Source organism: Mesorhizobium sp. CNPSo 4688 (genome assembly GCF_057784295.1).
The window spans coordinates 97275-110891 of record NZ_JBWLUY010000016.1; the positions used below are offsets into that span (position 1 = coordinate 97275).

Here is a 13617-nt window from a genome sequence, read left to right on the forward strand (position 1 = left end):
ATCGAACATCGAAACCAACTAGGCTCTCCCTCGAGGATTTCCCGGAGGAGAACCCTATGCCCACCTTGTTCGACATATTGGCGCAGGCCCAGAACGGCAACGGCATGCAGGCGCTTGCCCAGCAGTACGGGCTCTCGATGCAGCAGACACAGGCCGCGGTCGCCGCACTGCTGCCGGCTTTCTCGCAAGGGCTGCAGCGCAACACGGCCGACCCCTACGGGCTTGGCGCTTTCATGACGGCGATGGCAAGCGGCCAGCACGCCAAATATTTCGACGACGCGACCAGGGCCTTCTCGCCGCAAGGCGTCAATGAGGGCAATGGCATTCTGGGTCACCTGTTCGGCTCGAAGGAGCTGTCGCGCGCTGTCGCGAGCCAGGCCGCGCAGGCGACCGGCGTCAGCCAGCAGATCCTGCAGCAGATGCTGCCGGCCATCGCCTCGATGGTGATGGGCGGACTGTTCAAGCAGACGACAGACCAGTTGATGGGGCGCCAGATGCAGGCCGCCGGCGGCTTCGGCGGTGGCAGCAATCCGCTCGGCGAGATCATCGAACAGATGATGCGGCAGGCCGGCGGCGGCGCACAGCAGGCGCCGCAGCCGGCACCCAATCCCTACGGCGAGAACCCGTTGGGCAAAGTGCTGCAGGACATGTTCGGCGGTGGCGCGCAACAGCCGCAACCCCAGCCGCAGCAGGCGCCCAACCCCTATGGCGACAATCCACTCGGCAAGGTGCTGCAGGACATGTTCGGCGGCGGTGCAGCGCAACAGCCGCAGGGCCGGGCGCAGCCAACGCAGCCGCAACAGACTCAGAGCCCCTACGGCGACAATCCGCTGGGCAAGATTTTTGAAGAGATGATGCGGCAAGGCGGTGGCGGTGGGTTCGGCCTGCCCGGTGGACAGCCGACGCCTCAGCAGCCGCAAGCCCCCCAGCCACGGCAGGCGCCGCAGCAGCGCCAAGCGCCGCAACCGCAGGCCAATCCGAGCGGCAGGCCAAGAAATCCGTTCGACGATATTTTCGGCAAGATGTTCGAGACCGGCGCCCAGCAGCGCGACGAGTATCAGAAGGGCGTGGAAACGATCTTCGATCAGTTCAAGCGGGACATGGACCGGCGGTAGTCAGAGGCTGAGCAAAAAAGAAAAGCCCGGTCCTGGGAGGACCGGGCCAATGTGCAGGCTGGCCGGCGGGGATCCGGCAGGGAGTGGGGACGCCTGCGATACTTCTTGGTCGCCGCGAGCCGCAAAAAGGTTCACCGCGACCGAAACAAAGTGCTGCCGATCACGCTACCTTGCGGGCAAGATCCTCGATCGTATCGGCGCGATCACTGGCGATCGCACGCAGCTTCACGGTCGGATCACCGCCGAACGGCACATCGATGGCGACATGGAGGTCGGCGCGCGTCAGGCCGATATCGGCGAGTTCGGCGTCGGACATCTCGCCAAGGCGATAGAAGGCGCGGCGATTTTTCCAGGCCCGGAAGGCGTTGAGAAGAGCATTGGCCACGCGCGTCGCAACGGCCGGACGCGAGGTGATGCGCGAGGTCTCGGTGGCGAAATCGATCGTGGTCATGTCAGTCTCCTTCGGAGTCGAGCGGACGAAGCCGGGCAAACAGTGCTTGGGAGAAGCGCCGTTCCGGTCTCGATTCACTTCAAGTGATGCATGTCGTTACCCCAAAACCGGGACCCGCTTTTGGGCGACATGCAGTGGCTTCATGTGGATGTCAGGGAATTTGACACGACGCGATTGATTAATCCAACGAATGTTTCTAATCTTTAGCATCAACGCTAGTGATGGATTGGACCGATGAAAGCGCCACTCGATCTCGACCAGCTGCAGACCTTCATCTCAATCGCCGACACCGGCAGCTTCACCCGCGCCGCCGAGGAAGTGCTTCGCACTCAGTCGGCGGTGTCGATGCAGATGCGCCGGCTGGAAGAGCGGATCGGCAAGCCGCTGTTCGAAAAGGACGGCCGCACCAACAGGCTGACCGAGGAAGGCGACAAGCTGCTCTCCTATGCACGACGCCTGCTCTATCTCAACCGCGAGACGCTGGCCGCCTTCGACGACCGGCGGCTCGAAGGCACCATCCGCATCGGCACGCCCGACGACTATGCCGACCGTTTCCTGCCCGAGATCATGGCGCGCTTCACGCGCTCCAATCCGCGCGTCGAGCTGACCGTCATCTGCGAGCCGACGCCGGGGCTGGTCGAGCATATCAAGCGCGGCAATCTCGATTTGGCGCTGGTGACGCACAACGATACGCGCGGCCAGTCGGAAGTGGTGCGGCGCGAACCGCTTCTGTGGGTGACCTCGGCCAACCATGCCACGCATGAACAGGAAGTGCTGCCAATGGCCTTCGGCCGGCCGAACTGCATCTGGCGGCGCGCCGCCGTCGATGTGCTCGACCGGCAGAACCGCGACTATCGCATCCTGTTCACCAGCTTCTCGGCGACCGTCATCACTGCCGCAGTGCTGTCGGGCCTGGCGATCTCGGTGCTGCCTGAATGCGCGCTGCGGCCCGGGATGCGGGTGCTGGGCGAGGCCGACGGCTTTGGCGCGCTGCCCGATTGCCGCATCGGCATCATGCGCGGCCAGACCTCGCGGCCGGAGATTGTCGACGCGCTGGCACGGCACATCTCGGAAAGCCTCGACAACATTTCCGTGCCGCTCGGCGAAGAGACGGGAAGCTTCGATTTTGCAGCACTTGCCTTCGCCAAGATGAAGCGGAGCAAGCCGAACCAGATCCTGCCGGGCTGGTAGGGCGGGTCAGGCCGATGCGACCGCCGGCGCCGTTGCGTTGGCCGACGAGAGGCCGGGCAGCGCCAGCAATTGCCCCGACTCCAGCGGCGGCGACAGAAGATAACCCTGCAGCTGCTGGCAGCCCATGGCGACCAGCAGCGCCTTTTGCGCTTCGGTCTCGACACCTTCGGCGATAACCTCGACGTTGAGGGCGCCGGCGAGATCGATCAGTGCCTTGACAATAGCGCCCGAATTGCCGTCGCCGTCGAGAAGCCGCACGAAGGAGCGGTCGATCTTGAGTTTGTCGATGGCATGGCGGCGCAGATAGCTCAGCGACGAATAGCCGGTGCCGAAATCATCGAGCACGATGCCGACGCCCCACCGGCGCAGGTTGGCGAGCGCCATTCTGGTCGCATCGCTGTTTTCCAAAAGCACGTTTTCGGTAATCTCGAGCTGCAGCCGGCCCGGCGCCAGCCCGGTCTCGGCAAGGATCGACTCAACCTGATCGGCGAAACCCGCGTCGCGCAATTGCAGCGGCGAGACGTTGACGGCCAGCCATGGCAATCCGGTGCTGACGGCAAAGCGGCAAGCTTCGCGCAGCACCCAGCCGCCGAGCTGGCCGATCAAGCCACGTTCTTCCGCGATGGCGATGAATTGCGCCGGCGGCAATGCGCCATGGACCTCGTGCGCCCAGCGGATCAGCGCTTCGGCTCCGAGGATCGTCTTGCCGTCGGCCGCAAATATTGGCTGATAGGCGAGTTTGATACCGGTTCCACCATTCAAGGCATTGCGCAACTCGCTCTCGACCTTGCGCTTGCGCAGTAGGAGGTCGTCCATGTCGCCGGCGAAGACCTGATAGCGGCCGCGGCCGTTCTTCTTGGCTTCGTAGAGCGCGATGTCGGCCTTGCGCAGCAGATCGTCGGCATCGGCGTCGGGACCCGTCGACAAGGCGATGCCAATGCTGGCGCTGATAAAGACCTGATCGTCGAGCAGCTTGAAGGGCTCCCGCAGCTTTTGCAGCAGCCCTTCAGAAATATCTTCAGCGGTTCTGATATCGCGGACGTCGATCAGGATCAGGGCGAACTCATCGCCGCCGAGGCGGGCCACGGTGTCGACTTGGCGGATCGTCTGCGCCAGCCGGGCAGCGGTCTGGCGCACGAGTTGATCACCGGCCGGATGGCCTAGCGTATCGTTGACGTGCTTGAAGCGATCGATATCGAGGTAAAGCAAGGCCACCTTGGCCGTGTCGTGACTGGCCGTCAACAAGGCGCGCCGCAGCCGGTCCTCGAACAGGGCCCGGTTGGGAAGACCCGTCAGCGTGTCGTGGAAAGCGAGATATTGTGCCTGGTCCTGGCTGGTCTGCAGCGCGGATGACGCGCGGCGCAGGCGTCGTAACAGGAATGTCAGAACACTCGCGGCGAGCAGCATCGCGCCGATCAGAGACGGGCCGGCCTTGCGTACCAGGGTCAGTCCGGGACGCTCCTGGTCCCAGCCGATATAGCCCAGGATGATGCCGCGCGAATCGACCAGCGGAATGGCGGCCGACCCGACGGGCTGCGAAAAAGGCAGCAGGCGCGCGCCGGCCAGCAGATATTTTTCGGCGATCTTGCCGATAACCACATCATTGATGAACTCCACCGAGATATGGAGGTACTCGCTGCCCGGCGCCTGAGTGACGCGGTCGGTACTCGGCACCAGCGGCATGACACTGAGGATGGCAGGCTCCCCGCCAAGCGACACCAGATCTTCGGCGACCAATTTGACCGGGCCGCCGCCGGTCTGATTGTCGTTTGCCGGCCTAGCGATCAGCGCGCGCAGCCTTTCAATAGTGGGCAGCAGAACGGATTCATCTTCGGCATAGGCGCTCGGCGCCATGACCTTGCCTTCCCGCATCGCGTGAATTGGCCGGTTGGCGTCATCCAGCACGTAGACGCGGTTGTGGCCATAGTAGGAATACATCCAGACGCTGAGATTCTCGATCATCCAGTCCTGGTTGCCGGCTTTGACGTTGACGACGGCATCGTCCCAGACGGCGATACTTTCCTGCTCGCGCTCCACTGCGGCGATTTGATCCTGAAGGCCATTGGCGAAAAAGATCTTTTGCCGTTCTAGCGAGATATGGTCGGCCTGCATGGTGGCGTAGAGGCCAAAACCAAGCACCATCGCCAGCGCGAAAACGCCGAGCGCCAGCACCGTCAATGTGACTTGATGCGTCAATGGACTGCGATTTGCGCGTGCGCTCATACGTCTTTGGCTGGCTCCCTTTGCCATAGAGCCAATCAAGTCGGGCTTAAGATCACGTTATGAAATCGGTCATGGGCTGCAGCAGCCTTGACGCGGGCGCACAACCGTCCCCCAATCGGCCGATGAGCGACGCAGCATCCGAATCACGCACAAACGCCACCGAATACACGGTGAGCGAGATTTCCGGCGCGCTGAAGCGCACGGTCGAGGATGTCTTCGGCCATGTGCGGGTGCGCGGCGAAATCTCCGGCTATCGCGGCCCGCACTCTTCCGGCCATGCCTATTTCACGCTCAAGGACGACCGCGCGCGGCTCGATGCGGTGGTCTGGAAAGGCACGATGAGCCGGCTGAAATTCCGCCCCGAAGAGGGGATGGAGGTGATCGCCACCGGCAAGCTCACCACCTATCCCGGCAAATCCAACTACCAGATCGTCATCGATAATCTGGAGCCGGCCGGCGCCGGCGCGCTGATGGCGCTTTTGGAAGAGCGCAAGCGGCGGTTGCAGGCCGAAGGGTTGTTCGACGCCGGCCGCAAGCGGCGGCTGCCGTTCATGCCACGCACCATCGGTGTCGTCACCTCCCCTACCGGATCGGTGATCCGCGACATCATTCACCGCATCAAGGACCGCTTTCCACTGCATGTGCTGGTCTGGCCGGTGCGAGTCCAGGGCGAGACGGCGGGAGCCGAAGTGACCGCCGCCGTCAACGGCTTCAACGCGCTGGCCTGGGATGGCGCCATTGCCCAGCCCGACCTTCTGATTGTGGCGCGCGGCGGCGGCAGCCTGGAAGACCTCTGGGGGTTCAACGATGAAGGTCTGGCGCGCGCGGTCGCCGCCTCGCGCATCCCGGTGATTTCGGCCGTCGGCCATGAGACCGACTGGACGCTGATTGATCTTGTCGCCGACATGCGGGCGCCGACGCCAACAGGTGCTGCGGAGATCGCGGTGCCGGTGAAAGCGGACCTCGAAGCAACGCTTGCCAGTCTTGGCGCGCGGCTCAAGGCGGCGGTCTTGCGCAATTTCGAACGCAAACGGCAGGCCTCGCGTGCGGCCGCCCGCGCTCTCCCCACGCCTGACCAGTTGCTGGCTCTGCCGCGCCGGCGCCTGGACGAGGCAACCAGCCGGCTTGGCCGGGCGCTGTCGGTCAGCATCGAGCGCAAGCGGACCAAGCTTCAGGGACAGCGGCTGACGCCGGCCACCCTGTCGCGACGCATCAACGAGGCCCGCACGCTGACCGGACGCGACCTGGCGCGGGCGCAAGCAGCATTTTTCGGCATCGTGCGCGAACGGCGCACCCGGTTTTCGCGTACCGGAAAACGGTTGTCGCCGGCGCCGATCGCCAGGCGGCAGAAATTGCAGGCGGACGCGCTGGCCGCACTGACGCGCCGCCAGGACCAGGCCGTTTCGCGACGGCTCGACCGGCTGCGCGGACAATTGACCCAGGCTGACCGGCTGCTGGCGACGCTGTCGCACAAGGCGGTGCTGGCGCGCGGCTTCGCGCTGGTCAAGGACGCTGAAGGCGCAGTGATCAAGCTGGCGGCGGATGTCGCGCCGGGCGCGTCGCTGCAAATCGAGTTCGCCGACGGCACCACCAATGCGGTTGCGACCGGCGGCACGGGGCAGCCGGAGGCAGTTGCCAAACCGGCCACGCCGCCTGCCAGCAAGCCCGCGGTCACCAAGGCTGCCCCCAGCAAACCAAAAGAACCGGGCAATCAGGGCTCGCTTTTCTAGAGGACGGCATGGCCGGACACGACCCGCATCTTCAAACGCCGGCCGGCAAGCCGCGCGCTCGCGCTTTCGGAGTTGCCTTTGAAGGCACGCCAGGCCGCTTCAATGCCATCACCGACGTGCCCGGTGTGAGCGTCGGCTATGCGACGCTGATCTCAGGTGATGGTCCGCTCAAGGTCGGCACGGGGCCGGTGCGCACCGGCGTCACCGCCATCCTGCCGCGACCGTTGGCGGAGCTCGCCACGCCGGTGTTTGCCGGCGTGTTCAGCCAGAACGGCAATGGCGAACTGACGGGCTCGCATATCATCGAGGAGGTCGGCGCCTTCAACCTGCCGGTCACCATCACCAACACGCATTCCTGCGGCGTCACCCGCGACGGCACGCTGCGCTGGATGCAACGCGTGCTGCCGGCGGCACTCGACAGTGGTTGGGGGCTGCCGGTGGCGGCGGAAACCTATGACGGCTTCCTCAACGACATCAACGGCCATCATGTCGGCTTCGAACATGTCGAAGCCGCGCTCGACGGCGCCACCGGCGGAGCCATCGAGGAAGGCAGCGTCGGCGGCGGCACCGGCATGATCGCCTTCGGCTTCAAGGCCGGCTCGGGCACGGCGTCGCGCATCGTCGAATGGCAGGGCATCAGGCATACGGTCGGCGTGTTCGTGCAGGCGAATTTCGGCAAGCGGCACAATTTCACGCTGCGCGGCGCGCGCGTCGGACCTGATCTGGTGGAACCGGCGATGCGCGAAGGCACGCCGCGCGCCGAGAAGGGTTCGATCATCGCCATCGTCGCCACCGACGCGCCGTTCCTGCCGCATCAGATGAAGCGGCTGGCGCGGCGTGTGCCGCTCGGCATCGCCATGACCGGCGGCTTCGGCTACCACAGTTCGGGCGACATCTTCCTGGCCTTCACGACGGCCAATCCGCAAGCAGCCCTTGCGCCGTCAGGACAGACGGCCAGCGCCGCTTACATTCCGGACGTCGATATCGACCCGTTCTTCGATGCGGTGGTGCAGGGTGTGGAAGAGGCGATCCTCAATGCGATGGTCGCCAATGAGGATATGAGCGGGCGCGACGGCAATTTCGTGCCGGCGCTGCCGAAGGCCTGGCTGAAAGATCGATTTGGGTAGATGGGAGCGCCCGGCTCTGGCGGCCGGGCCTGACATTTATTCGGCAGGCTTGCCCGGATTCGTGTTGCTCTGGTCGGCCTCGGCCGCCTCTTCGAGCCGCGAGGCGATCAACTCCTGGATGTCGCCGACTTCTTCCTGGATATCCTCCAGCGGGATGCCGACCTCGGCCGCCTTGGCGGCGCATTCCTTGGCCAGGGTCTCGGCCTGCTTCTCGATCTTTACCGGCGAGTGCTGGCAATGGACCTTTTCACCAATCCACCCGCGCAAAAACTCGATCGCATGTTCACTCATACTGCTTTTCCCTGGCGGCTATGCCGGTTGGTAATCGTAAACGTCCGCACCTGATAAAGGATGCATGCTCGCATTCGAACCGAGTCGGCTTCGCCCGGCAAGCCGATCTTGCCCGAGGTCCACAAAGCCGAAGGAAGGGAAGGTTCAAGGAGCACGTTCTGATTGTTTGATGGAGTGGTACCGTTGGCTGGGATCGAACCAGCGACCTCCGGATCCACAATCCGGCGCTCTAACCATCTGAGCTACAACGGCACGTTCGCCTGAGCCAGATCGTGGTGAAAAATTCATTCTCCGAGATCCGCTCTGTCGTTCGGCGATGCGTCCAATACGGTCTATCAGAGACTAATTCAAGGCCTTTGATAAGGCAAAGCCCGGTTCCTCGAACGGGCACCGCTTTTCAGCAGGCAAAAGAAAAGGCCGGCGGGAGGAGGTGCCGGCCTTTTCCTGTTACGAGCCAGCGGGAGGAGGTGCTGGCTGGTCACCCCGGGGAGCAGAGGGAGGAGGTTCCACTCGCCGGGTATTCACTGAGCAACTCTATCGCACATCTATTTGTCTGACGAAATGCGACGTTTTGATGCATCGTAGAGTTGTGCGTAATTATTAGGCGGCCTTGATGTCCTTCAAGGCCTTCTCGAAAGCGGTCTTGACCGGCTTGGAGACGTCTTCGGCAGCCTTTGAAGCAACGGCCTGGAATTCCTTGGCCTGCTCGACGGTCGACTCGACGCGCTTGCGCAGGAAGGCAGTCTGCAACTCGACGACTTCCGACAACGACTTGGCGCCGATCAGGGCTTCAAGATGCGAGAAGCCGGCTTCGGCATTGGCGCGCAGAGCGGCGATGGTCTTGAGCGACAGGTCGCTGGAAACGGTCTTGGCGGTCTCGAAGGTCGATTCCAGAACTTTCTGGGTCTCTTCGGCGCCGGTCTTCAGCTTGGAATAGGCTTCCTTCGACTGCTCAACGCCCTTTTCGGCGAAAGCGCGGATCTGGTCGGTCGCCTTGGAGGCGTCGAAGCTCGGGAATTCAACGTTTTCGATGGTCTCAGCGGTCTTGGCCTTGGTCATTTTCCATCCTTTCGAGGGTAGCGGCTTTGACAGAAAGCCGTCTCGTTCATGTATGATGGCAATATAGCGGTTTTTTTGTGCGATGCAATATCTTTGTTGCAGTGCACCATACATTTCTTCCGCAACGTTACCGGGCTACCCAAGGGCCGTTAACCAAGAGGCCAGAGATTCCGTCTGCTTTCCGCCACGGCTTGTGGACCTTCGCCGCGCGGGCTTTTATTAACAAAGCGTTAACTGCAAATTGCCCGCCTTGTAGGTTCGCCAAGAGGTTTCACCGAAAGGGTCCGCCAAGCGCATGCCGTCCGAGAACTACTCTTTCCTCGATGTCGCCGTGCTCGACGCGGTCCGCCAGCGCTTCGCCGCCGGCGACGCGATCGCGATTCTGTCGGCTGACCTCGAACAGGTGATCTGGGCCAACGGGCCGGGCGCGGCGGTGTTCGGCTATCCCGATATCGAAGCCATCATCGGCGCCTCGGCACAGCTACCGCTGATCGCCAGGCGGCAGATCATGGCGACCGCCGGCTTCCCGAAGATCGGCAGCGATCGCGCCATCACGGTGCGACTGGCGACCGGCATGACCAGCCGTGCCGTCGGCTTCCTGGCCAGTGCGGTGACCATGCCGGACGGGGAAAGCGCCATAATGCTGGCGCTGCCGGCAGCGCAGACCGGCTCGCGCAGTGCTGCCGACGTTGCGGCCCGCGCCATCAGCGGCTTTAACGAAGACGGCCATTTCATCGCGTTTGTCGACGCCGCAGGCACCGTCGAGGCGGCTTCGGGTGGTTTTGCCGCGCTCGCCATCCGGCCTGAGACGCTGGCGGCGCTTGTCGCCGATGTTGCGAGCCAGGACGACCGCATCGTCAAGCGGCTGGTCCCGGGCGGTACCTCGTCCTATCCGGCGGGCTTTGCCCGTCTGACCGAGTCCAGGCATCTGCTGGTGGTCATCGACGAGGATCAGCTCGGGGAGGAAAATCCCGTCGGTGAGCTGGATGCCGAACCTGCTGCAGCGCGGCAGGACGCGGGCCCGATGCAAGCCGCCCCAGACGACGCAGTAACGGCGGATGCAGTAGCCGACCAACCCGCAGCAAGCGGGAATCAGGGCGCACCGCCCGCGGTCGTGCCAGACGTCGCCGAGGCCGCTCCGACAGCGACTGAGCATGATGCTTCGGCGTCAACCGATCCAAAGGCAGATGATCGCCAGCAGCCGACCGGCCGCGAGCAGGCAGCCAACGACAGTGCGCCTGTGCAACATGATCATTGGTACTTCCATGCCGGCGAAGAGCCGCAGGCGAGCGAGCCGGACAGCCCGGCACAAGCCGAGCCGGAATCGGTTGTGTCGGCCGTGAACCCACAGCCGGACAGTACTGTTGCCACCTCGCCCACCCTGCCCTCCAATGTAACCTCACCGGCTGCGCCACCCGCCGCCCGCGAGATCGACCGCACGGCGCCGCCGCTGCGTTTCGTCTGGCGCACCGACGCCGAGGGCAAATTCAGCGCGCTGTCGCCGGAATTCACCGACATCGTCGGCAAGCCCGCCGCCGATGTGATCGGCCGCCGCTTCAAGGATGTCGCGACAACATTCGGCCTCGATGCCTCTGGCGAGATCGCCGGCCTGCTCGACCGGCGCGACACCTGGTCGGGCCGCTCGGTGCTGTGGCCGGTGGCCGGCACGGACCTGAAGATTCCTGTCGATCTGGCGGCACTGCCCGTCTATGGCCGCAGCCGCGCCTTCGAAGGGTTCCGTGGGTTCGGCGTCGCCCGCGCCAGCGACGCGGTGGTCGATCCGGAAGCGATCGGCATGGCGCTGGTTCCCAATGGCGTACCACCGGCAGCAGTTGAGCCAGCGCCGGAAGAGACTGTGGCGGAAGCTCCCAAGGCGGCCGATCCGTTCGAGGGCGAAGTGCCTGCACTGACCATCGTGCCGAAGCAGGAACGGCGTTTCGCCGACAAGGTCATTCGGCTGGCCGAGCATCGGCAGCCCGCCAATGATAAGGGCCTGTCGACGCTGGAACGCAGCGCTTTCCGAGAGATCGGGGAGCGGCTGAAGAAGGACAATCCTCCGCCGGAGCAGCCGGAGACCAGCAAGCCGGCCGAACCTGCCAAGCCAGTTCAGGTGGCGCCGGACCAGGCCGGGCCGGACCACGCCAAGGCAGATCAGCCCAAGCCGGATCATGTCGAGGTGGACCAGGCTGAAACGGCCGCGCCAGCCCAGCAACCGGAGGCCTTGAGCCCGGACGAGACCGTCCCGGCTGCCACAGTTGAGCCCTCGGCAGCCGCACCCGAAAGCGAGACGGCTGAGGCCGAACCGCCGGAAAGCGACGTAGAGGACGAAAAGGATCTGGCGCGACTCGATGGCGCCGAGCCGGACGAAGGTGCTGTGGTCAAGGATGCGGGCGTGGCGAAGGCGCCGATAGTCTCGCGCTCGCTGCTCGACTATGCCGATTCCGAACTAGGATCCGTCACCTGCGAAGCCGACGAAGCGACGTCTTCCAACAGCGAACCGACGCCGGCTTCAGAACCGGCTGAGACGAAAGCTCAGGAAATCGTCGAGGCCGCCACGCCACAGCCGGCTGTCGCCGAGGCGCCGGCCGATGCCGGCGAAGACGACAGCATGACTGCCGCCGATTTCCGCGATGCCGAGGACAACGAGGATTGGGCGCCGGCTGGCGAGGCGACCGGTTCGGCCGTGCAAGACGGTGATAAGGCCGGCGCTGCGGACACGGCGCCGGCAGCACCGCCGCGCCTAAAAGTGCCGCCGCTCAAGCTTGAAGGGTTCGTGCCCTCGGCATTTTCGGCCGGAGATGAACACAAGGCGCCGGACACCTCGTTGCTCGGCAGATTGCCGGTGCCGCTGCTGATCCATTCCGGTGACGAGCTTCACTACGCCAATGAGGAATTCCTCGGCCTCACCGGCTATGACACGCTCGAGGATTTGAGCGATGCTGGCGGCCTCGACGCGCTATTTGCCGATCCCTATTCTGAAGCGGCAGATGAAAGCGACCACGCGCTTCGGCTGAAGACACGCGAGGGGCAGGAATTTCCGATTGAAGCCATCCTGCGTTCGGTGCCGTGGCGCGCCGGCAAGGCGCTGATGCTGGTGGTGCGGCGCACCGGCGACGATGAGGCGCCGGTGGCTGCGCATGTCGCAGCTGAAGAACAGACGCAGCCCGACGTTTCCGAGCTCAAATCGCGCATTGCCGAAATGCGCACCATCATCGACACCGCGACCGATGGCGTCGTGTTGATCGGCCGTGACGGCGATATCCGCTCGATCAGCCGGCCGGCCGAGGCGCTGTTCGGCTTCGACAGCGACGAGGTGACCGGCAAGCCGTTCGCTTCGCTGTTTGCCATTGAAAGCCAGCGCGCGGCGCGCGACTATCTCAACGGCCTGTCCGAGCCCGGCGTGGCGAGCGTCATGAATGATGGCCGCGAGGTGATCGGGCGGGAGGCGCAAGGGCGCTTCATTCCGCTGTTCATGACCATAGGCAGGCTGCCCAACGACAGCGGCTTCTGCGCCGTGGTGCGCGACATCACGCAGTGGAAGCGAGCCGAAGAGGACCTGACCCAGGCGCGCGCGGTGGCCGAGCGCGCCTCCTCGCAGAAGACCGATTTTCTCGCGCGCATCAGCCACGAGATCCGCACGCCGCTCAACGCCATTATCGGCTTCTCCGAGCTGATGGTGGATGAGAAATTCGGTCCGGTGGCCAATGACCGTTACCGCGACTATCTCAGAGACATCAACCGCTCGGGCAACCACGTGCTCGACCTCGTCAACGATCTCTTGGACATCTCGAAGATCGAGGCCGGCCAGCAGGAGATGGATTACGAGGCGGTGTCGCTCAACGATACGCTGGGTGAGACGGTGGCGATGATGCAGCCGCAGGCCAATCGCGAACGCGTCATCATTCGCTCCAGCTTTGCTTCGCGGCTGCCGGAAGTGGTCGCCGACCTCAGAAGCGTGCGCCAGATCGCGCTCAACATCCTGTCCAACGCCATCCGCTACACGCAGGCCGGCGGCCAGGTGATCGTGTCGACCGCCTATGAAACCTCCGGCGACGTCGTCATGCGGGTGCGCGATACCGGCATCGGCATGAGCCACGCCGAGATCGAGCAGGCGCTGAAGCCGTTCAAGCAGATCAACGCGCTGAAGCGCGGACGCGGCGACGGCACTGGCCTCGGCCTGCCGCTGACCAAGGCGATGGTGGAAGCCAACCGCGCCCGCTTCACCATCACCTCGACGCCTGGCGAAGGCACGCTGGTCGAGGTCGCCTTCCCTTCAACGCGTGTTCTGGCGGAATAGAGCCGCTCCATCCAGAATCGGCACAAAGAAAAGGCGTCCAACAGGACGCCTTAAAGGGATTTTGCTGTCACAACGGGGGCTTGAGCGAATCTGATCCTCAGGGGACGAGGAACGGGATTTCTCCCTCAAGTTA

Annotated in this window: 9 protein-coding genes and 1 tRNA gene; 5 read left to right on the top strand and 5 right to left on the bottom strand. The window is 64.1% G+C overall.

From position 1 onward, the window contains the following. Window positions 1-56 precede the first annotated feature (56 nt). Complete coding sequence (locus AC04SH_RS26875) at window positions 57-1115, top strand: DUF937 domain-containing protein (protein ID WP_488577246.1); 1059 nt, start codon at window positions 57-59, stop codon at window positions 1113-1115. A 160-nt stretch (window positions 1116-1275) separates the two neighbouring features. Here the strand turns inward: AC04SH_RS26875 and AC04SH_RS26880 are convergent, their stop codons facing one another. Next, window positions 1276-1566 (bottom strand): DUF1127 domain-containing protein, encoded by a 291-nt coding sequence (locus tag AC04SH_RS26880; RefSeq protein WP_488577247.1) that lies wholly within the window; start codon window positions 1564-1566, stop codon window positions 1276-1278. A gap of 234 nt (window positions 1567-1800) precedes the next feature. Between AC04SH_RS26880 and AC04SH_RS26885 the strand changes: the two genes are divergently transcribed. Further along, the gene (locus AC04SH_RS26885; RefSeq protein ID WP_112561974.1) at window positions 1801-2757 is read left to right on the top strand and encodes a LysR substrate-binding domain-containing protein; all 957 of its coding nucleotides are present in this window, start codon (window positions 1801-1803) and stop codon (window positions 2755-2757) included. 6 nt (window positions 2758-2763) lie between these two features. On the opposite strand, the gene AC04SH_RS26890 is transcribed toward AC04SH_RS26885, so the two are convergent. Further along, complete coding sequence (locus tag AC04SH_RS26890) at window positions 2764-4980, bottom strand: bifunctional diguanylate cyclase/phosphodiesterase (protein WP_488577248.1); 2217 nt, start codon at window positions 4978-4980, stop codon at window positions 2764-2766. A 122-nt stretch (window positions 4981-5102) separates the two neighbouring features. Here AC04SH_RS26890 and xseA point away from each other — a divergent pair, with 122 nt between their 5' ends. Continuing rightward, window positions 5103-6710 carry an exodeoxyribonuclease VII large subunit gene (gene xseA / locus AC04SH_RS26895; protein WP_488577249.1) on the top strand — a complete coding sequence of 536 codons (1608 nt, stop codon included), beginning with the start codon at window positions 5103-5105 and terminating at the stop codon, window positions 6708-6710. 8 nt (window positions 6711-6718) lie between these two features. After that, the gene (locus AC04SH_RS26900; protein WP_488577250.1) at window positions 6719-7837 is read left to right on the top strand and encodes a DmpA family aminopeptidase; all 1119 of its coding nucleotides are present in this window, start codon (window positions 6719-6721) and stop codon (window positions 7835-7837) included. A gap of 36 nt (window positions 7838-7873) precedes the next feature. Here the strand turns inward: AC04SH_RS26900 and AC04SH_RS26905 are convergent, their stop codons facing one another. From AC04SH_RS26905 to AC04SH_RS26915, 3 genes are all read right to left on the bottom strand, one after another. After that, window positions 7874-8128, bottom strand: a complete 255-nt coding sequence (locus AC04SH_RS26905) for a hypothetical protein (protein ID WP_477237554.1) — start codon at window positions 8126-8128, stop codon at window positions 7874-7876. A 175-nt stretch (window positions 8129-8303) separates the two neighbouring features. Next, window positions 8304-8380: transfer RNA gene (locus tag AC04SH_RS26910), tRNA-His, on the bottom strand. A 348-nt stretch (window positions 8381-8728) separates the two neighbouring features. Beyond that, entirely contained in the window at window positions 8729-9187 is a 459-nt protein-coding gene (locus AC04SH_RS26915; RefSeq protein ID WP_112561969.1) for a phasin, read from the bottom strand. A 295-nt stretch (window positions 9188-9482) separates the two neighbouring features. Between AC04SH_RS26915 and AC04SH_RS26920 the strand changes: the two genes are divergently transcribed. Continuing rightward, window positions 9483-13484, top strand: a complete 4002-nt coding sequence (locus AC04SH_RS26920) for a PAS domain S-box protein (RefSeq protein ID WP_488577251.1) — start codon at window positions 9483-9485, stop codon at window positions 13482-13484. The last annotated feature ends 133 nt before the right edge of the window (window positions 13485-13617 follow it).

Excerpts from the sequence above, each read along its gene's own strand:
- AC04SH_RS26880 (WP_488577247.1), bottom strand. The coding sequence starts at position 1,566 with ATGACCACGATCGATTTCGCCACCGAGACCTCGCGCATCACCTCGCGT.
- AC04SH_RS26900 (WP_488577250.1), top strand. The coding sequence starts at position 6,719 with ATGGCCGGACACGACCCGCATCTTCAAACGCCGGCCGGCAAGCCGCGC.
- AC04SH_RS26905 (WP_477237554.1), bottom strand. The coding sequence starts at position 8,128 with ATGAGTGAACATGCGATCGAGTTTTTGCGCGGGTGGATTGGTGAAAAG.
- AC04SH_RS26885 (WP_112561974.1), top strand. The coding sequence starts at position 1,801 with ATGAAAGCGCCACTCGATCTCGACCAGCTGCAGACCTTCATCTCAATC.
- xseA (WP_488577249.1), top strand. The coding sequence starts at position 5,103 with ATGAGCGACGCAGCATCCGAATCACGCACAAACGCCACCGAATACACG.
- AC04SH_RS26890 (WP_488577248.1), bottom strand. The coding sequence starts at position 4,980 with ATGAGCGCACGCGCAAATCGCAGTCCATTGACGCATCAAGTCACATTG.
- AC04SH_RS26875 (WP_488577246.1), top strand. The coding sequence starts at position 57 with ATGCCCACCTTGTTCGACATATTGGCGCAGGCCCAGAACGGCAACGGC.
- AC04SH_RS26915 (WP_112561969.1), bottom strand. The coding sequence starts at position 9,187 with ATGACCAAGGCCAAGACCGCTGAGACCATCGAAAACGTTGAATTCCCG.
- AC04SH_RS26920 (WP_488577251.1), top strand. The coding sequence starts at position 9,483 with ATGCCGTCCGAGAACTACTCTTTCCTCGATGTCGCCGTGCTCGACGCG.